General features: G+C 67.6%; 18 protein-coding genes. 17 read left to right on the top strand and 1 reads right to left on the bottom strand.

From position 1 onward, the window contains the following. The first annotated feature begins 67 nt into the window (after positions 1–67). From H7U32_RS04990 to H7U32_RS05000, 3 genes are all read left to right on the top strand, one after another. Positions 68–733, top strand: a complete 666-nt coding sequence (locus H7U32_RS04990) for a GNAT family N-acetyltransferase (protein WP_204468628.1) — start codon at positions 68–70, stop codon at positions 731–733. Between the two features lie 119 nt (positions 734–852). Further along, positions 853–2,085 carry an MFS transporter gene (locus H7U32_RS04995; RefSeq protein WP_204468693.1) on the top strand — a complete coding sequence of 411 codons (1,233 nt, stop codon included), beginning with the start codon at positions 853–855 and terminating at the stop codon, positions 2,083–2,085. 76 nt (positions 2,086–2,161) lie between these two features. Further along, entirely contained in the window at positions 2,162–3,418 is a 1,257-nt protein-coding gene (locus tag H7U32_RS05000; protein ID WP_204468630.1) for a nucleotidyltransferase domain-containing protein, read from the top strand. Positions 3,419–3,436: 18 nt separating this feature from the next. Here H7U32_RS05000 and H7U32_RS05005 read toward each other — a convergent pair whose 3' ends face one another. Then, positions 3,437–3,724: a hypothetical protein gene (locus H7U32_RS05005; RefSeq protein WP_204468631.1), complete on the bottom strand. Its 288-nt coding sequence runs from the start codon at positions 3,722–3,724 to the stop codon at positions 3,437–3,439. Between the two features lie 199 nt (positions 3,725–3,923). Between H7U32_RS05005 and H7U32_RS05010 the strand changes: the two genes are divergently transcribed. From H7U32_RS05010 to pepN, 14 genes are all read left to right on the top strand, one after another. Continuing rightward, the gene (locus tag H7U32_RS05010) at positions 3,924–5,093 is read left to right on the top strand and encodes an LCP family protein (protein WP_239457527.1); all 1,170 of its coding nucleotides are present in this window, start codon (positions 3,924–3,926) and stop codon (positions 5,091–5,093) included. Positions 5,094–5,128: 35 nt separating this feature from the next. Further along, positions 5,129–5,422, top strand: a complete 294-nt coding sequence (locus tag H7U32_RS05015; protein ID WP_204468633.1) for a PqqD family protein — start codon at positions 5,129–5,131, stop codon at positions 5,420–5,422. After that, the gene (locus tag H7U32_RS05020; protein WP_239457537.1) at positions 5,403–7,151 is read left to right on the top strand and encodes an ABC transporter ATP-binding protein; all 1,749 of its coding nucleotides are present in this window, start codon (positions 5,403–5,405) and stop codon (positions 7,149–7,151) included. The genes H7U32_RS05015 and H7U32_RS05020 overlap by 20 nt, the downstream gene beginning before the upstream one ends. Further along, positions 7,141–7,635: a S24/S26 family peptidase gene (locus tag H7U32_RS05025; RefSeq protein WP_204468636.1), complete on the top strand. Its 495-nt coding sequence runs from the start codon at positions 7,141–7,143 to the stop codon at positions 7,633–7,635. The genes H7U32_RS05020 and H7U32_RS05025 overlap by 11 nt, the downstream gene beginning before the upstream one ends. Continuing rightward, the gene (locus H7U32_RS05030) at positions 7,628–8,386 is read left to right on the top strand and encodes a hypothetical protein (protein ID WP_204468638.1); all 759 of its coding nucleotides are present in this window, start codon (positions 7,628–7,630) and stop codon (positions 8,384–8,386) included. Before H7U32_RS05025 ends, H7U32_RS05030 begins: the two co-directional genes overlap by 8 nt. A 148-nt stretch (positions 8,387–8,534) precedes the next feature. Beyond that, positions 8,535–9,056: a hypothetical protein gene (locus H7U32_RS05035; RefSeq protein WP_204468640.1), complete on the top strand. Its 522-nt coding sequence runs from the start codon at positions 8,535–8,537 to the stop codon at positions 9,054–9,056. A gap of 426 nt (positions 9,057–9,482) precedes the next feature. Beyond that, positions 9,483–9,656, top strand: a complete 174-nt coding sequence (locus H7U32_RS05040; RefSeq protein WP_204468642.1) for a hypothetical protein — start codon at positions 9,483–9,485, stop codon at positions 9,654–9,656. After that, positions 9,656–10,120, top strand: a complete 465-nt coding sequence (locus H7U32_RS05045; protein ID WP_204468644.1) for a hypothetical protein — start codon at positions 9,656–9,658, stop codon at positions 10,118–10,120. Before H7U32_RS05040 ends, H7U32_RS05045 begins: the two co-directional genes overlap by 1 nt. Positions 10,121–10,168: 48 nt before the next feature. Continuing rightward, complete coding sequence (locus tag H7U32_RS05050; protein ID WP_204468646.1) at positions 10,169–11,656, top strand: polysaccharide biosynthesis tyrosine autokinase; 1,488 nt, start codon at positions 10,169–10,171, stop codon at positions 11,654–11,656. A 38-nt stretch (positions 11,657–11,694) separates the two neighbouring features. Continuing rightward, a complete protein-coding gene (locus H7U32_RS05055; protein WP_323804586.1) occupies positions 11,695–12,864 on the top strand; it encodes a hypothetical protein in 1,170 nt (389 codons plus the stop codon). Positions 12,865–12,962: 98 nt separating this feature from the next. Next, the gene (gene dapB / locus H7U32_RS05060) at positions 12,963–13,718 is read left to right on the top strand and encodes a 4-hydroxy-tetrahydrodipicolinate reductase (protein ID WP_204468648.1); all 756 of its coding nucleotides are present in this window, start codon (positions 12,963–12,965) and stop codon (positions 13,716–13,718) included. Between the two features lie 67 nt (positions 13,719–13,785). Further along, a complete protein-coding gene (gene dapA, locus H7U32_RS05065; RefSeq protein ID WP_204468649.1) occupies positions 13,786–14,691 on the top strand; it encodes a 4-hydroxy-tetrahydrodipicolinate synthase in 906 nt (301 codons plus the stop codon). An 82-nt stretch (positions 14,692–14,773) separates the two neighbouring features. Continuing rightward, positions 14,774–16,651: a ribonuclease J gene (locus tag H7U32_RS05070; protein ID WP_204468651.1), complete on the top strand. Its 1,878-nt coding sequence runs from the start codon at positions 14,774–14,776 to the stop codon at positions 16,649–16,651. 126 nt (positions 16,652–16,777) lie between these two features. Beyond that, complete coding sequence (gene pepN, locus H7U32_RS05075; protein ID WP_204468653.1) at positions 16,778–19,387, top strand: aminopeptidase N; 2,610 nt, start codon at positions 16,778–16,780, stop codon at positions 19,385–19,387. Positions 19,388–19,524: the final 137 nt, after the last annotated feature.

Genomic DNA, 19,524 nt, shown 5'->3' on the forward strand with positions numbered 1-19,524 from the left:
GCCGGTGCATGCGTGGGCGGGCACACATGCGTCAAAGGACGTTGCTTGACGGCATGTTGGAGGATTGATGGTCAACTACCGACCCATGCGCTGGACCGACGTCGACGCGATCTGCGAGGAATTCGACCGCACCTGGGGCCAATGCAGCCCTGCGTGCGCCGACCCGGATGCTTCGATGCTGCTGTCGCGCCATTTCACCCTGCACTACCTGGAGCCCGCCACGCGCGGCGAGATCGCCGAGGCCGACGACGGCACCTTCCTCGGCGTCACGCTTTCCCGCGTCGACGGCCAGCCCGTGCTGTTCCCCGGCACCACGGGCGAGCTCGCCCGCGTCAATACCGCGCTCGCCGCCACCGGACTCGGCGCCGCCGTGCTTAGGGACACCGAGCATTGGCACCAGGTCGAGATCGAGCTGGAGGACGCCATCGGCATCAACGGCCGCACCCAGGGCGAGGTCGAGCTGTTCCTCGTCTCCGCGGCCGCTCGCGGCCATGGCGTGGGCGGCACGCTGTGGCGCAACCAGATGGCGTATTTCGCCGGCCACGGCGTGGACCGCTACTACCTGCACACCGACTCCAGCTGTGACATCGGCTTCTACGAGCACCAGGGCCTCGACCGCGAGGCCGAGCGCTTCGCGAAGGACCACCCCGAGGACGCCCCCGACGGCGGCGAGAGCACAATGGATGACATTTTCATTTACGCCGGCTCCCCGGTGCGGGCGGTGGCCGAGTGACCGCACCCCGCCGCCGCGACGACCGCGCCGGCCATGTCTCACGGTACGGCCGCCTGTTCGCCATCCCGGGGACCAAGGCGTTCTGCGTTGCCGGCGCCGTGGCCCGCCTGCCGATTTCGATGATGAGCCTGGGCATCGTGCTCGCGCTCAACCACCTGTACGACAACTGGACGATCGCCGGCACGATGAGCACCGCCTATGTGCTCGCCTTGTCCTGTGTGACCCCGCTGTACGCGCGCCTGTTCGACCGCCTCGGCCAGGCGCGCGTGGGCCGCGTCGCCCTGGCCGTCCAGGTCGTGGCGATGCTCGCCTTCGCCTGCGGCGCGCTGGTGCGGGTGCCGATTCCCGCGCTGTTCGCGCTGGCCATACTCATGGGCCTGACCCAGTTCTCCTTCGGCGCGCTGGTGCGCACCCGCTGGGCCTACGCGCTGCGCGGCGAACGGGACGGCGAGGCGCTGCTCAACACCGCCTACGCGATGGAGGCCGCCATCGACGAGGTCGTGTTCATCCTCGGCCCCATCCTCGCCGCATGGCTCGCCACCTCCGTGCACCCGGTTTCCCAGCTGTTCGTGCCCACCGCGGCCTGCGGTATCGGCGGCGCCGTGTTCTTCTCGCTGCGCTCCACGCAGCCGCCCGTCGTTGTCCAATCCGTCGAGGTCGCCCCGGCGGCCGGCGGAACCCGCGCCACCGTGCGCGCCGGCGACGGCACCGTGCGTGCCCCGGAGGGGGCGAAGGCCGACGAACTCGCCCTCGCCCAGCTCCGGCGCCCCGGCGGCAGGCCGCGCAGCGCCCTGCTCTACGCCGGCGTCGTCCCGCTGCTCGCCGTGTTCGTCGTGTTCAACATGAGCTTCACATCCTTCGACGTGTCCATCACCGCCATGATGAAGGCGATGGGACTGGAGCCGTTTCTCGGCCTGCAGCTGGCGATGCTCGCGGTCGGCTCCTGCATCGGCGCCGTCGTGTTCGGCTCCCGTCGCCCCGCCGGCTCCCATTGGCGGCATATGGTCGTCTTCCTGGTGCTTCTGGCCGTCGGCTACGTCCTGTTCCGCGTCACGATGGACAATCTGCTCCTGCTCGGCGCGGTCGAGATCCTGGCCGGTCTGTGCGTCTCGCCGCTGTTCACCACCGGCAACCTCATCGTCAGGCAGATCGTGCCCGCCGAAAGCCTGACCGAGGGCCTGAGCTGGGTGTCCACCGCCGGCACGGTCGGCACCTCGATCGGCTCGTCGCTCGCCGGCGTGGTGCTCGACGCCACCGGCCCGCACGTCGGCATGCTGCTGCCCGCCCTGACCACCGCCTGCGCGGTGCCGCTGGCCCTGCTCGGCTGGGGCCTCGCCCGGCGGCGGCGCTGAGCGACGCGCCGGCACAGGCCCGCCGGGCGAGGCCCCAGCCGGCGGGTCGCCGGCATGGTATGGGACGATGGTGCGTATGGATGGCAGTGAAACAGGACTGTATCTGATGCATCTCATCGCCGGGGCGCTCGCCGGCCACGGCGGCGGCGACGGCCGGGACCTTGCCGCCGATGACTGGCATCGGGTCCACGCGTTGGCGTCACGCCATGCCGTGGAGGCAATCGCCTGGGCCGGCGTGACCGGAGAACCGGAGCTCGAGGCCCAGGTGCCGCAGGACCTGCGCGCGCGATGGGCGCGCGAGGCCGACGCCACACTCGTCCGCCAGCTCACCTTCGAGGCCGAGCGCGAGGAGATCGCGTCGCGGCTCGCCGAACACGGCATCTCCACCGCGGCGTTGAAAGGCGCGGTGCTCGCGCGGCGGTACCCGGCGCCGGGGCTGCGCTCCATGGGAGACAACGACGTGCTGTTCGCTGTGCTGGAACGCCGCGCCGATGGCCGTTGGCAGCCGCAAGGCGCCGGGGATTCCCACGCGCACGCCATGGACAGGGCCTATGACGAGGCCGCCACGCATATCGACGCCGTCATGGCGGACCTGGGGTACGAGCGCCGTCCCACCTCACCCATGGAAACCGACCTGCAATACCTGCGCGCGCCGTTCCACTTCGAGCTCCACCGCGACCTGCTGTCGCCGCGCAGCCCGGTCTACCCCTACCTCAAGGACCCCTGGCCGGCCATGGTGCCGGACGGCGATGTGCCCGGCACGTTCCACATGACTCTGGCGGACGAATACGTGTTCCACATCGTGCACATGCACAAGCATTTCACCTCGGCCGGCTGCGGCATACGGTTCCTCGTCGACGAAGCCGTGTACCTGCGTCTGTTCGCTGACCTGCCGGAGCGCCAGGCCGTGGCGGACCATATCCGGGAGCGTTTGGCGACGATGGGCCTGACCGGGTTCGAGGCCACCGTCCGAAGCCTGGCCACGGCGTTGCTGGGGGAGCGGGACGAGGGACGGGACGGCGCGCCGTTGCCCGACCGGGAACGGGAGATGTTCCTCACGCTGCTGCGCAGCGGCACCTTCGGCACGCTGGAGCAGCAGGTGGCCAACGCCCGCCGTCGGACCGGCGGCACCGGTGCGCTCGGCACGCTGCGCTACGTGGCGTCCCGCCTCTACCCGGGGTCCAAGCAGATCCGCGCCGTGCATCCGCTGTTCGACCGCCATCCGTGGCTGCTGCCGTTGTTCCCGTTCATGCGGTTGGGCAGCGTGATCCGCAACCATCCGCGCAAACTTCTGGCGGAGCTGAGGCTTGTGTTCGGCCGCGGCCGCGGCTGAGCGCCGCGGGCGCCCGGCCTACAGCAGGAACGACATCCACCAGGCGATGCACAGCGCCACGCCGACGACCAGCGCCGCCGCCACGCCTATGGCGATGCCCACGCCCAGGCGTTCCCTGCGATGGCGCGCCTTGATCCGTGCGATATGCTCGTCGCTCATGCGGCGCCGAGCGACGCCACGGTGCACGGACACCGCGGGCACGGCCAGACCACGCGGGCGGATGTCGGGGATGCCGTAGGGATCGTCCGGTGAGGCGGACGGCTGTCCGTCGGCCTGCTGGGGGACGGCAGGGGCATCATCACGCATGGCTCGGCTCCTCGTGTGCGTCGCGGTCCGGCCCGGTTCGGCCGGCATCCGTCCCATGGCTGCGTCATCCGGTGCTCCATGGTGGGATTTCGGATTCAACTATAGTCACAGCGACGGCGTGGAACGGCCCGGTCGGGGCAAGGCCATTGCTAGGATGAGGGGACGAACGCGGCGGTACGGCGGAACGAGGCAGCACACCATGGCAACGGCAGACAACGGGCGGAATGACATGCGGTCGGTGCTGCACGGCATCTGGCATGAGGAGGATACGACCGACGACATCCGCGATCTCATGGACGCCGCCCCGCGCCCTCGCCGCCGCAGCAGCCGGCACCGCCGCCAGATGCGCCGCTTGGCGGTGGCATGCGTGGTGTCCTTGCTCTGCCTGCTGGTGATCGTGCCCACGTTGGCGGCCATGTGGTTCGTACGCTCTCTGGACACCTCCATGCGGACCGACGGCGGGACCACCGCCGAACTGACGCCGGCCACCTCGCCCGATGGCACGTTCTACGCGCTGGTCCTGGGATCGGACAACCGCGGCAACGAGCGCTACGGCCGCGCGGACAGCATCATGCTGGTCCGTGTGGCGCCGCAGGACCGGCAGGTGGACGTCGTCTCGATTCCCCGCGACATGCAGGTGAGCATCGACGGTTCCGACCAGCCGCAGAAAATCAACGCCGCCTATGCGCAAGGCGGCGCCGCGCTCATGGTCGACACGGTCTCGCGGTTCGCGGGCGTGCCTATCTCGCATGTGGCGGAGGTCGGGTTCGACGGGCTCACCGGACTTGTGGACCGGTTGGGCGGCATCACCGTGGATGTGCCGCAATCGTTCTCCGGTGGCAACGGCGGCGTGGCCCTGCAGGCCGGGCGGCAGACCCTGAACGGCAAGCAGGCGCTGGGGTTCGTCCGCGAACGCTACCAGGTGCGGGGCGGCGACTTCTCCCGCGCACAGGCGCAGCGCATCGTCCTGACCGCGCTGGTTGGCAAGGCGTTCGAACAGCCAGTGAATGAACTGCCCGGGCTGATCCGTGATCTGGCGGCGAACCTGGTCACCGACATGACGGTGCAGGATATGGTCAAGCTCGGCCTGCGGTTCCGCGGCGGAGCCCCGCGCCTGACCACCGCCGGATGCCCCTCGTATTCGTTTAGCCAGGACGGCGTGAGCTACGTGGGCGTGGAATACGCCGAATGGCAGGATATGATGCGCCGTGTGGACGCGGGCATGGGCCCCAACGGCCAGGGGGACATTCCCTCCGAGCAACAGGACGACACCCTGCTGGGGGCGGCGTCGAACGCGATGTCGCCCAAGGACTACGCCGGACTGGTGGACCAGTCGCTGAACTCGGGCGACGTGCTCGGCGCACAGTGAGACCACGGTGGCGTAACGGCGTGAAAGGAACGGCCATGATTAGGAACGCGGCAAACCCCCGGGGGCGCATCGCCCCGGGCTTCGTGATGCGCCAGGTCGCCGGGCAGACGGTGATCGTGGCCGCGGGGGAGGCTTCGCGCACCTTCCATGGCATGATCCGGGTCAATGGCAGCGGCACCGTGATCTGGCAGGGGCTGATGGACGGTCTGGACGACGAGGCCATCGTGGACCGTCTGCTCGACCGGTACGAGGTGGACCGCGCCACGGCGCGCCGGGATGTGGACGCCTTCGTGACCCAGGCCCGTGACCATGGGTTCCTCGCGGCGTGAGATGACGCGCCGCCGTCCGCATGGTGGCGCCGATCCGCATGCGCGCGAGGTGATGCGCTGGATTGGCCACGCGTGCGGCGGACGGCTGTGGATGGTGGCGGCGGGCGTGCTGCTGCAGATGGTGACCGCCGGCAACGCGGTGATGTTCGCGCTGTTCATGCGCGATGCGGTGGACGCGGCCGTGGCCGGCGACGCCGAGGGATTCGTGGGTGCCGCCACCGCCTTCGGCATCGCCATCCTGGCACAGGTGCTGCTCCTCGCCCTGGTCTGGTGGCTGCGTGAAGCCACGCTGGCCTCCATCGACAACGCGTTGCGCGGCCGCATCTTCGGCGACATCCTCGAAGGTGACGTGGCGGCGCTGTCGGCGCAGCACACCGGCGATCTGATGAACCGGCTCACGTCGGACGTGGCCGTGGTGTCGGGCTCGGTGGTGCAACTGCCCTCCACCGTGGCCTCGTCCGCGGTGCGCATCGTCGGCGCGGTCACCGTGATGGCGATGCTGGACATCCGCCTGGCGACCGTGTTCGTGGTCGCGGGCTGCTGCATGGGCGCGGCGTCGCTGCCTCTGCGCAGCCGGCTGAAGCGCCTGCACCGTGACGTGCAGGAGACCGAAGGCCGCTCGCGGTCCTTCATGCAGGAGGTGCTGGGCAACCTGCTGGTGGTGCGCGTGTTCGGCGCCCGCAGCCACATGCTGGAACAGCAACGGCAACGGTTGGAGGACCACCGCGCCGCGCGCATGCGGCGCGTCGCGACATCCGACCTGAGCGCCACCGGACTGCGGCTGGCCATGCAGGCGGGGTTCTACCTCGGCTTCGTCTGGTGCGGGGTGGGGCTGCTGCGCGGCGCGATCTCCTATGGCACGTTGATGGCCATCGTGCAGCTGGTGGGGCAGCTGCAGCAGCCGTTCGCCTCCTTCGGCGGACTCTTCCCACGCTATGCGGCGATGATGGCGTCGGCCGAACGGCTGATGGCCATGCGGCCGGAGGATGCCGCCGGTGCCGCCCGCCGCACGGACATCGACCATGAGCAGGTCGCCGGTCTCGCCTCCCGACTGGAGGCGATCAGCTTTGACGACATCGGCTTCTCCTATGGCCATGGCGCGGTGCTGCGGCATGTGACCGCCCGGATTCCGCGCGGGTCGTTCGTGGCGGTGACGGGGCGCTCCGGCATCGGCAAATCGACACTGCTCATGCTGCTGCTGGGCATCCGGCGCCCGTCGGCCGGAACGGTCGCGCTGCGTTTCGCCGCCGGCCGCCACGGCGCTCCGCCGGCCGCGATGATGCCGGAGCAACTGCCTTGCGGCATGTTCGCCTATGTGCCGCAGGGCAATGCGCTGATGTCCGGCACGGTGCGGGAAGTGGTGGCGCTCGCGGACCGCGCCGAGGACATCGATGATGCGCGCGTGCGCTGGGCCTGCCGTATGGCGGACGCCACGCGGTTCGTGGAAGCGTTGTCCGACGGCTACCGCACGCTGCTCGGGGAGCGCGGCTCGGGCCTGTCCGAAGGGCAGATGCAGCGGCTGTCGGTGGCGCGCGCCCTGTATTCCGGAGCGCCCATCCTGCTGCTGGATGAGGCGACCAGCGCGTTGGACGTGGCGTCCGAACGCCGCATGCTGCAATCGATCCGCGAGCTGGGGGACCGGACGGTGCTCATCGTGACGCATCGTTGCGAAGTGCTCGACTACTGCGACCAGGTGATTCGGTTGGAAGAGGTGGACGATGGCCGATAAGCGGCCGGCTGGCTCCGATGCGTCGCCGGAGGGACGGATCGAGTGGATATTGCGGCGCGAGGGCATGCTGGTGGCGCCGGCGGTGGGGGCGAGCATGCGGCCGATGCTGCGTGACAGGCGCGACACCGTGACGATCCGTGCGCTCGGCGCAGGTGGGACGGGCCCGGACGTGGGCGATGTCATCCTGTACCGGGCAGGCGGCCGGTATGTGCTCCATCGGATCGTCGGACGGTGGCCGGACGGGACGTGGCGCGTGCGCGGCGACAACACCCTCGTCGACGAGAGCGTGCCGGTGGAACGGGTGCTGGGAACCCTCGTCGAATGGAACCGGGGCCCCCGGCGCATCGTCTGCCGGCAGTCCGCGTGGTACCGCCGGTATTGGCGGTTCTGGCTCGCCTTCTGGCCGTTGCGTCGCGTGCTGATGCGCACATGGCGCACCGCCCGGCATGCCGGCGGCACGCTGCTACGGTGGAAGCATGGCTGAACCGTTCGATATGACGCTTGCTGGGCTGACCGTGCATGTGGAGCCGCTGCACGAGCGCATCGGCAGGCAATGCCGCGGCTACCGCGTGGATGCCGCGGAAGGCACGGCCCGCGACATGACGGTGCGGGTCACGCCCGCGATGATCGACCGGGAGCGGCGGCTCAACCCGTCGGGGGCATGGAGCGACGACTATCTGGAGACGCTGGCCGTCCATCGGGCGGTCGCCGAGCGGCTGCCCGCCTTCGGCCGGCTCGCCTTCCATGGCGCCGCCATCGCCTACGCACCGGCAGGAGTCCCGCCGCGGGGCCTGGTGTTCACCGCGCCCTCCGGCACCGGCAAATCCACGCATATCGCGCTCTGGCGGCGACGGTTCGGGGATGCGGTGCAGGTGGTCAACGGGGACAAGCCGATCCTGGCCGTCGGCGGCGGGGACGTCACGGTGCATGCCACGCCTTGGGCCGGCAAGGAGGGCTGGCAGACGCCGAAGGCGCATGCGCCGCTCGTCGCCATGGCCGTGGTCACGCGCGGCGACGTCGACCGGTGCGATCGGCTGGACCCGGCCGAGGCCACGCCCCTCGTCCTCCGCCAGACGTATATGCCGGCGACTGCGGCCATGGCCGAGGCCACGCTGGATCTGGCTGACCGTCTGCTCGCCACCGTGCCGGTGTACCGGCTCACCTGCAGCATACGGCGGACCGCCGTGGACGCGGCCGCCACGGCCATGCTCGGGGGTGTGTGTCCCGGCCATTGAGCGGCCGTTCCATACGTGGTCTCACCAATGGTCAACGGGGGAGCGCGGTCTATGGGAAGGGGGTATGATTACTGACATCTGTGCCGAAAACGTCAACGGCCGGAGGGACAATGGTATCGTCGGCTGATACGGAAGGAAGGTGCACGCCATGAGTATCAAGCAACGGTGGGGGCGTGCGATGGCAGCGACCGCTGCGCTCGCCATGGCCTTGACGGCGGCTGTGGCCGCGGGCCCGGTGGCGGCCAGTGCGGACGACGATGTTTCCACGACCACGGGCACGAACCAGACCATCACGCAGCAGATTGCCGGCGACGGTGCGAAGCCGACCCAGACCCTTGACGGCAATGCGGACGGCGGCAAGGTGGAGGACCCGGCGGCGCCGGCCACGGATCAAAGCTCCTCCGACGGCAGTCAGCAAGATGGCGCGGAGCCTGGCAAGGCCGATGCCGATGGCGGCCAGGGCGGCGACGCCACGGCCGAGGCGACCGAGCAGTCCGCCGAAGGCAGCCAGGAAGGCGACTCCGCATCCTCGAAGACGGACCAGAATGCCGCCGGCGATGCGGCGCAGAACACGGTTGATCCGCGGAACTGCACGGGCCCCGCTAAAGGGGCCGGCATCCCCGTGTGCAATGACAAGGGCGATTACCTGTTCTCAATCATATGGGATTGAAGGTACTCCTGATGACAAAATGAGAAAGATATCAGGTGATGATCTTGTTGTTCATCATATAGCAGATAATAATTACAAAATTAATTTGGTTATCAAGGGTTATCCTAACGAAGGTTCTTATTTCGAATATGGGCTAATAGTAACCTTGCAAATAGTGATTTGAGTGTGTCTGGTAAAGTTCAGTCTTTGACTTCTGATAGTGACTATGAGACTGAAGGGAATCAGCCGAGCTCTGTGAGCTCTACCATAGAACACATCATAGATAAGGACGATTCCGAGGATATGCCCTATGTGAATGGTCTACAGAATTGGAAGCACGGCAATATTTTCAAAGCTGTGTCCAATACTGAATGGCCAATCAATAAGTATGACAATGAGAGCGGCCTGAATTTCGGTAAAGTAAATAATAAATAAGGAGATTACAGTATGAAGCAGCAGTATGAGCATCCCACACTTGATGTGGAATTATTGAACACAGATATCATCTGCGCCAGCGATGAAACCACTGTGATGACGGATGATCCGGAAGCCGGTGACAACGGTGGTGCCAATTACAGTAATTTCGAGGATTTATTCAAAGCCAACAATTTCACTTTCTGATGAAGCATCGTGACGAACGGCCGACGCTGCAGGCCGTCATCGCCCGCGCCCGCGCCAAGTGGGCCGCCAAAATGGCGGTCGGCGGCACGGCGCTGGCGGTGGCGGTCGGCGCCGTGACCTTTGCTATCGGCGCCTTGGTGATAGGCGCCGTCGCCGCCGATGTGGGCATCTCGCACGGCTGGTTCAAATCCAAGCAGGCCGAGCCTGAGACGTCGCAGCAGCAGAAGACCTCGCAGGACCAATCCACCGGTGGGGACTCGTCGAAGGGCGCCAAGAAATCCCAAGTGGACAGCTACAGCGACTCGTGGAGCGACCCCGAGGCCGACAATGTCATCAATTTCGACGACCTGTTCGACCCCTCGGGAAGCAAGGACGACGGCGATGGTTCCTCCGGAACCAGTGTGGAACAAGGCGAAGGCGACGAGTCGTCCCAAGGCGGCGACTGGACCAAAGCATATAAGTGACCTGCCACAGGGCGGTCCGACGAACGAACTGAACGAACGGAGCGATACGTGACACTGGCCGACATCCTGGGAGCCGCGAAGAAACACATCGTAGCCATGGTCATCACCGTGGCGGTCATCTTCGGCGCCACCTGTGGCTTCGCCGCCAGGGAGGTGCCGGTATACACCGCCTACTCCCAGTACTATGCCACGCTGCGCCAAAGCGCGGCGACCCAGGACCAGTCCGGTGCCACCCCGGCCCCTAGCCAGGAAAGCCCCGACCAGGTGAAAAGCGACCAGGACTTCGTCCGTTCGCAGATCGGTCTGCTCAACACGCTGGTGCAAACCGACGCCGTGCTCCAGCCGGTGATCGACAAGCTCAAGCTCAGCACCACACCTGATGCCCTCGCCGGCAACGTGGCCATCAACTCCAGCGAGGACTCGCTGTTCCTGACCATCGGCGCGAAAAGCACCGACCCCCAGACCGCGGCCGACATCGCCAACGCGGTCGGCGAAAGCCTGAACAACCAGATCGCTGCCGATAGCTTCGGCGAGGTGAAGACCAACGCGCTGTCCCCGATCGTGCTGCAGGTGGTGAAGCCGGCGAAAGCCCCGGGTGCGCCGACCTCGAACAACCGCAGTACGCTGCTGATCGGCGGCTTGGTGGCCGTGGTGGTCGCGTTCCTCGTCGCCATCGCGCTTGAGGCGATGAACCGGCGCGTGCGCGACGTGGCCGACCTCAGCCAATATGTGGACGCTCCGGTGCTGGGCCTGGTGCCCGAATCCAATGAGCTCAGCGAAGGCACAGTCGTGGCCTCGCATCCGGGTAGCCACGCCGCTGAAGGCATCAGGCGTCTGGCCCGCAACCTCGCGTTCGTGACGCCTGACCGCACGACGTTCTCGAACGTGGTGGTGATCACTTCGCCCGGCCCCTCCGAAGGCAAGACCACGATCGCGGCGAATGTGGCCGCGGCCTTCGCGGAAAACGACGAGAAAGTGCTGCTCGTGGACACCGACCTGCGGCATCCGTCCGTCGCCAAGCTGCTGGGCATCAACGGCAGGATCGGCCTGACCCATCTGGTCACCGGGCAGGCGGATTCGCAAAGCGCGATCCAACCGTACTGGAAGCCCCATTTCCATGTGCTGCCGGCCGGCGAGCAGACCACAAACCCGGGCATCATCATCAACTCGCAGGCCATGATGTCATTCCTCGAGCAGGCCGCCGCCGCATACGACCATGTGGTGCTCGACACCGCGCCACTGTCCGTGACGAACGACGCCGCCATCTTCTCAAAGAAAGGCACGCTGACCCTGCTCGTCACCGCGCAGAACCGCACGCTTAAGCGCGCGCTGCGCGACTGCATGCAGGAGCTGTCGGTGGTGGGCGTGCAGATCGTGGGCACGGTGTTCAACCGCACCAAGCTCACGCGGGGCAACGAGAGCTACTATTACTACTATTACTATCTGGAGGATGAGGGACGCCCGCGCAAGCGCGGCCTGTTCCGGCGTCGCCGTTCCAAGCGCCGCGCCGTCAAGCCGGAAGCCGGCGAGCAGTGACGGATCCGCGCGCCGCACGCGCTTTGCGGCCGGTCACGGTGGCGGACATCGCCGCGATGTCGCGTGTGCAGCGGCGGGCGCTGCGCATGCGTCTGGATCGGCGCAGCCGCAACGCGCTGCTGTTCTGCGTGCTGCCGGTGATGATCGTCGCCAAGCTGCTCGTGGCCTATCTGTTGCCACCGAAGTACTTCTACGACAACAACCGCATCCTCGGCATGGCCAATCATGCGCTTGGCACCGTTGCGTGGGAAGGCAGCTACCGCATCGCCGCGAATCTGTTCGAGGCCATCAACATCGGCGATCTCACCACCATGCTCGAATGGTCGGTGTGCCTGGGCATCGTGCTCACCGGCGTGGTCATCGTGATGGTCACGCGGGCGGATGCCCCCGACTTCATCCAGTCGTTGTTCATCCTGGCCTCGGTGGGCCTGCTCAACATCTATATCTTCACCATTGGCAAGGATGTGATCCAGTTCGCGTTCTTCCTCGCCGTGTATGTGGTGCTTATGCTGCCGATCAGAAGCGCCACGCTCAAGATTGTGTTGAGCGCCGTGGTGCTGTGGTACGAGAGCACGTTCTTCCGCGCGTACTATGTGCTCATCGCGGCATTGGTGCTGCTCGTGTACGCGATTCTGACGTTCTTCCGCGCACGGGTGCATCGGTTCACCGGAGGCACGGTGCTGTTGGTGTGCGTCACGCTGTTCGCCACGGTGTGGTTGGTGCTGCTGGCTTCCAGCGTGCTCATGCCGGATGCCTACGATCAGGTGATGACGCTGCGGGATTCATACAGTACGGTGATGGACGGCAACGCCGATTCCGCCACGTTCATCCAGAATTGGATTTCCGGCGGTGGCCTACCGGTGTTCATGGCCAACTATGTGATCGATGCGTTCCGCATGATGATTCCGGTGGAGCTGGCGATCCGAGGCCTGCAGTATTGGCCGTTCTTCGCGTTCCAGCTGTTCGTGACCGTGTACCTGGTCAATCTGCTGCGGCAGATGAACAAGCTTAATGACCCTACGGTGTTCCTGGCATTGTGCGTATTCATCGGCTATGCGCTGGCGTCGTTTCTCTTCGAGCCGGACTTCGGCTCCTGGACGCGTCACGAGGCGGCCACCTTCCCGGTGCTCCATCTGCTCGTGCTCAACCGGTACCAGCGCATACCGCTGACCGCACGCGAACGCGAGATCGAACGGATGCTCGGCTGACCGTCCGTCCGCCGGGCCTGCGTCTGGCCACATGGAACGGATGACGGGTACAGTGGCATGATTGGTATGATGCCCGACCGAGGAAAGGATGTACGACGATGATCAGGGTCTCCGTGGTGGGAGCGAAGGGCCGCATGGGCGGCCATGTGGTCGAGGCGGTGCGCGGCGCCGCGGACATGGAGCTGGCGCTGGCGCTTGACGCCGGCGACGACCTCACGCTGATCTCGCCGGAGAACACCGACGTCGTCGTCGAATTCACCGTGCCCTCCGCCAGCCTGGGCAACGTGCTCGCGCTGGTCGCCCAGGGCGTGGACGTCGTCGTCGGCACCACCGGATGGACCGAGGAACGGCTCGAGCAGGTGCGCCAGGCCATCGCCGCAGGCCCCCGGCCGGGGGGCCAGAAGGTGTTCGTCGCCCCGAACTTCGCGATCTCCGCGGTGCTCGCCGACCACTTCGCCGTGCAGGCCGCCAAATACTTCGAATCGGCGGAGGTCATCGAAATGCACCACCCGGACAAGGTGGACGCCCCCTCCGGCACCGCCCTCCACACCGCGCGGGCCATCGCCGCCGCCCGCCGTGCCGCCGGCATGGGGCCGATGCCCGACGCCACCCAGACCGACGGCGGATCCCGCGGGCAGGTCGTCGACGGCGTGCACGTGCACGCGGTGCGCCTGCGTGGCCTCAACGCCCACGAGGAGGTACTCCTCGGCAACGCCGGTGAGCAGCTCGTCATCCGCGCCGACAGCTTCGACCGCGGCTCCTTCATGCCGGGCGTGCTGCTGGCCGTCCGCAGGCTCGCCGCCGACGCCCCCGCCGGGCTCACGGTGGGGCTCGACAGCTTCCTCGACCTGTGAGCGTGGCCGGGCCGCGGCCGGTCCGCACGGCCCCGGCGAGTCCACAAGCCGCAGTACCGTTACAACCATGAGCGAGACCACCATGCATCTTCTTGACCCCGCGCCCTTCGGACGCATCCTGCCCGCCATGGTCACCCCGATGAAGCCCAACGGCGACGTCGACTTCGACGCGGCGCAGGCCCTCGCGCGGCAGCTGGTCGCGGACGGTGCGGACGGTCTCGTCGTCAACGGCACCACCGGCGAGTCGCCGGTGACCCACATGGACGAGAAGGTGGATCTGGTCAAGGCCGTCAAGGAAGCCGTCGACGTGCCGGTGGTCTCCGGCGCCGGCTCCAACGACACCGCGCACACCGTGCGCATGGCCGAGCAGATCCAGGAGGCCGGCGCGGACGCGCTGCTCGTCGTCATGCCCTACTACTCCCGCCCCTCCCAGGACGGCATCGTCGGCCATTACCAGGCCGTGGACAAGGTGGCCGAGAAGCCGATCATCGTCTACGACGTGCCCGGCCGCACCGGGCTCAAGGTGAGGACCGAGACCTACGACCGGCTCGCCCTACTCAAGCATGTCGCGGCCGTCAAGGACGCCACCGGCGACCTCGCCTCCGCCGTCGAGAAGCAGCAGCGCACGCATCTGGCCTGGTACTCCGGGGACGACGGCCTCTTCCTGCCGTTCCTCTCCATCGGCGCCGTGGGCATCATCTCCGTGATCGCGCACGTCGCCGCAGCCCCGATGCGTCGCCTCGCCGAGGCCTTCGACTCCGGCGACGTGGCCACCGCGCGCCGCATCGCCAACCAGCTCGCCCCGCTCGTCCACGCCCTCAACGGCGACGGCTACCAGGCCGTCATGGCCAAGGCCGCGCTCGTGGCCAAGGGCGTCATCCCCTCCGGCGCGATGCGCCTGCCGAACATCGGCCCCGACGCCGGCCAGATCCGCAAGGCCGAGGAGGGCATGCGCGCCGCCGGTCTGCTCTGAGCACCGGACTGCCGGGGCCCGTACCTGTCGCCACCGTGACAGCACGGAGGCACCGAAACAGAAACAGAAACCAACGAAAGCAATGGCACAGGAACAGAACAACACCAACGAACCCACCTCCGGCCGCGGCACCCGCCGCCGCGGCTCCGCACGCAAGACCGCCGCGGGCGCCGAGCGCCCCGCCCGCTCCACCCGCCGCGCCCCGCGCCGCTCCGAGGCGACGCGCTCGGGCGGCCGCCAGCAGGCCACCGCGCCGCAGCAGGACGCCGTGCTCATCGCCCCGCCGAAGTATCGCAAGGGCTCCATGCGCATCACGCCGCTCGGCGGCCTCGGCGAGATCGGCCGCAACATGAACGTGGTCGAGTACAACGGCCACCTGCTGCTCATCGACTGCGGCGTGCTCTTCCCCGAGGAGGAGCAGCCCGGCGTGGACCTCATCCTGCCGGACTTCAGCTACATCAAGGACCGCATGGACCAGGTCGAGGCCCTGGTGCTCACCCACGGCCACGAGGACCACATCGGCGGCGTGCCCTACCTGCTCAAGCTGCGCCCGGACATCCCGCTCATCGGATCCAAGCTCACGCTCGCCTTCGTGGACGCCAAGTGCAAGGAGCACCACATCAACCCCACCAAGGTGGAGGTCACCGGCCGCGACAAGCTCAAGGTCGGCCCCTTCGACCTCGAGTTCGTCAACGTGACCCACTCGATCCCGGACGCGCTGGCCGTCTATGTGAAGACCCCGGCAGGCTCCCTGATCGATACCGGCGACATCAAGCTCGACCAGCTGCCGCTCGACCACCGCATCACCGACCTCGTGGAGTTCGGCAAGCTCGGCGAGAAGGGCGTGGACCTGCTCATGATGGACTCCACGAACGCCGAGGTGCCCGGCTTCGTCAAGCCGGAGACCTCGATCGGCCCCGCGCTCGACCAGGCGTTCGCGCAGGCGACTCGCAAGATCATCGTCGCCAGCTTCTCCTCGCATGTGCACCGCGTGCAGCAAGTGGTGGACGCCGCCCACAAGTACGGGCGCAAGGTCGTGTTCGTCGGCCGCTCCATGGTGCGCAACATGGCCATCGCCGCCGACCTGGGCTACCTGCACATCCCCGAGGACACCGTCGTGGACCTGAAGCAGGCCAACGACATCGAGGACAAGAAGCTCGTCTACATGTGCACCGGCTCCCAGGGCGAGCCGATGGCCGCCCTCGGCCGCATCGCCGACGGCAACCACCGCGACATCCACATCAACGAGTTCGACACCGTCATCCTCGCCTCCTCCCTCATCCCGGGCAACGAGCACGGCGTGTACAAGGTCATCAACAAGCTCGTGCAGATGGGCGCCAAGGTCGTCAACCGCGACAACGCGGCCGTGCACGTCTCCGGCCACTGCAACGAGGGCGAGTTGCTGTACATGTACAACATCGTCAAGCCCAAGTGCGCGATGCCGATCCACGGCGAGAACCGCCACCTGGTGGCCAACGGCCTCATCGCCGTCAAAACCGGCGTGGACCCGAACAACGTGGTCCTGGCCGAGGACGGCGACGTGGTGGACCTCTACCACGGCAAGGCCGCGATCGTCGGTTCCGTGCCGTGCGGCTACGTGTACGTGGACGGCGACTCCGTCGGCGAGCTGACGGACGAGGAGCTCGAGAAGCGCCGCATCCTGGGCACCGAAGGCTTCGTCTCCGCGTTTGCCGTCGTCGACACCGACGCCCGCGAGGTCATCTCCGGCCCCAAGATCTACCTCAACGCGGTGGCCGAGGACGAAAGCGAGTTCGACAAGGTCCGCCACCAGATCGTCGAGCAGCTCAACGACGCGATGATGTCCGGCACGAAGGACACGCACAAGCTGCAGCAGCTCATGCGCCGCACCCTCGGCGGCTGGATCGCCCGCCAGCTCAAGCGCAAGCCGATGATCGTGCCCGTCGTGGCCGACATCGCCACCGACGTCGCCGAGCAGTGACGCCGCCAGCGCGCCGCCGTCCGCCCAGCCGCGGACGGCGGCGCGCGGCGTTGCCCCCCAGACCCCAACCAACCCACCCTCGCGACGGCCCACAAGGCCTGAGCGACCAACCCAGCAAGGAGCACCATGCCCGGTTCCAACCTCACCCGCGTGGAGGCCGAGGAGCGCAAGGCCATCGTCGCCGCGCCCATCCACTACGCCGTCAGCCTCGACCTGACCGTCGGCGCGAAGACCTTCGGCTCCAGGACCACCGTCACCTTCGGCGCCACCGAGGGCGCCTCCACCTTCCTCGACCTCATCGCCGAGCAGGTCACGGCCGTCACCCTCAACGGCGAGACGCTCGACCCGGCCGCCGTCTTCGCCGACGACCGCATCGCGCTCACCGGCCTCAAGGCCACCAACGAGGTCACCGTCGAGGCGCTGTGCCGCTATTCCAACACCGGCGAGGGCTTGCACCGCTCCGTCGACCCCTCCGACGGCAACGTGTACCTGTACTCCCAGTTCGAGGTGCCGGACGCCCGCCGCGTCTACGCCGTGTTCGACCAGCCCGACCTCAAGGCCGTGTTCGACTTCGACGTGCTCGCCCCGGCAAGCTGGATCGTGCTGAGCAACATGCCGGTCAAGGCCACCGAGGACGATCCGCGTATGACCGCCGAGGGCACGCTGGAAAGCCACCCGGCCGAGACCTGCAAGCGCTGGACCTTCGAGCCGACTCCGACGATGAGCTCCTATCTGACCGCCATCTGCGCCGGACCCTACGCCGAATGGCACACCGAATACGCCAACGAGGACGGCCGCACCGTGCCGATGGCCCAGTACTGCCGCCAGGCGCTCGCCCCCGCGTTCGCCAAGGACGTCGACTACCTGTTCGACATCACCAAGAAGGGCTTCGCCTTCTACGCCAAGACCTGGGGCGTGCCCTACCCGTACGCCAAGTACGACCAGATCTACGTGCCCGAGTACAACGCGGGCGCCATGGAGAACATCGGCATGGTCACGATCCGCGACCAGTACGTGTTCGAATCCAAGGTGACGGACGCGCTGGCCGAGCGCCGCGTCGTCACGGTGCTGCACGAGCTGGCCCACATGTGGTTCGGCGACCTGGTGACGATGAAGTGGTGGAACGACCTGTGGCTCAACGAGTCCTTCGCCGAGTTCACCTCCACGCTCGCCACCGCCGAGGCCACCGAATGGCACGACGCCTGGGCCACGTTCTGCTCCGGCGAGAAAAGCTGGGCCCTGAGGCAGGACCAGCTGCCCACCACGCATCCGATCGTGGCGCCGATCAACGACCTCAACGACACCTACGTCAACTTCGACGGCATCACCTACGCCAAGGGTGCCTCCGTGTTGAAGCAGCTCGTCGCCTACGTGGGCCGCGACCGCTTCTTCGAAGGCATCCACAACTACCTGGGCAAGCACGCCTACTCCAACGCCACGCTCGCCGACCTGCTCGCCGAGCTCGAGGCCACCTCCGGCCGCGACCTCAAGGCCTGGAGCGCCCTGTGGCTCGAGGAGGCCGGCATCACCACGATTGTTCCGCAGGTCGAGACGGCCGCCGACGGCACCATCACCTCGCTGACGCTCGCGCAGACCGCGCCCGCCGAGCATCCGACGCTGCGCCCGCACCGCCTGGCCGTCGGCTTCTACAATGAGGACCCAGCCACCGGCGCGATCGTGCGCACCGACCGGATCGAGCTGGACGTGGACGGCGTGGCCACCGCCGTGCCCGAGGCCGCCGGCCGCCGCATGCCCGCGCTGCTGCTGGTCAACGACGACGACCTGACCTACACGAAGATCCGCTTCGACCAGGTCTCCCTCGCCTTCGCCGAGGAGAACCTGCACCGCTTCGACGACGCGCTGGCCCGCGCCGTGATCTGGCTCGCCTTCTGGGATATGACCCGCGACGGCGAGTTCCCCGCCGAACGCTTCGTGGACATGACGCTGCGCCTGCTCGCCCACGAGGACGAGTCCACCACCTTCCGCTACGCCCTGAGCTGCATGTCCACCGCCGCCTGGCACTACACGCCGACGGACCGCCGCGACGCCGTGGTGCGCCGCGTCGCCGCCACGCTGTGGGATCTGGCGCAGCAGGCCGAGGCCGGCAGCGACAACCAGTTCCAGCTGGTCACCGCCTACCTGGGCTACGGCGAGGAGGGCGACGCCGAGTTCGTGCGCCACGCCGCCGGCCTCAAGTCCGGCGAGGTGAGCCTGCCGGGCCTGGAGATCGACAACAACCTCACCTGGACGCTCAACCGCGCGCTCGCCTCCGTCAACGCGATGGACGAGGACGAGATCGCCGGCGAGCTCGCCAAGAAGGAGACCACCGAGAACCGCGAGTTCGCGATGGGCGCCCGCGCCGCCCGCCCGACCGCCAAGGCCAAGGCCTGGGCGTGGCAGGCCGCCATCCAGGACGAGTCCCTGACGAACATGCAGCTGGAGGCCGTGGCCCACGGCTTCGCCGGCACCCCGCGCGCCGACCTGGCCGAGCCGTACGCCGCCAAGTACTTCGAGACCATCGACTGGATCTGGGCTCACCGCACCTTCCACATGGCCGAGGCGCTGCTCGAGGGCCTGTACCCGGTGTACGCCGACCCGAAGTCTCTGGTGGACCTGGGCGACGCGTGGCTCGCCTCGCATGCCGATGCGGACAATGCGCTGCGCCGCATCGTCATCGAGAACGTCGAGGGCTCCCGCCGCACGCTCAAGGTCCGCGCCTACAACGAGGCCCTCTGAGCCTCGGCAAGGCGTTGCCCTGACGACGCCCCGCGCGCCCTGACGACGCGCGGGGCGTCCGATTATCCGTCCTGCGCCGCGCCGCGCGCCGCCGGACGGTTACGATGGAATGAGGTGTGCAATCTCACGGGCATGGC

This window comes from Bifidobacterium pullorum subsp. saeculare (assembly GCF_016899725.1).
GTDB classification, from domain to species: Bacteria; Actinomycetota; Actinomycetes; order Actinomycetales; family Bifidobacteriaceae; genus Bifidobacterium; species Bifidobacterium pullorum_C.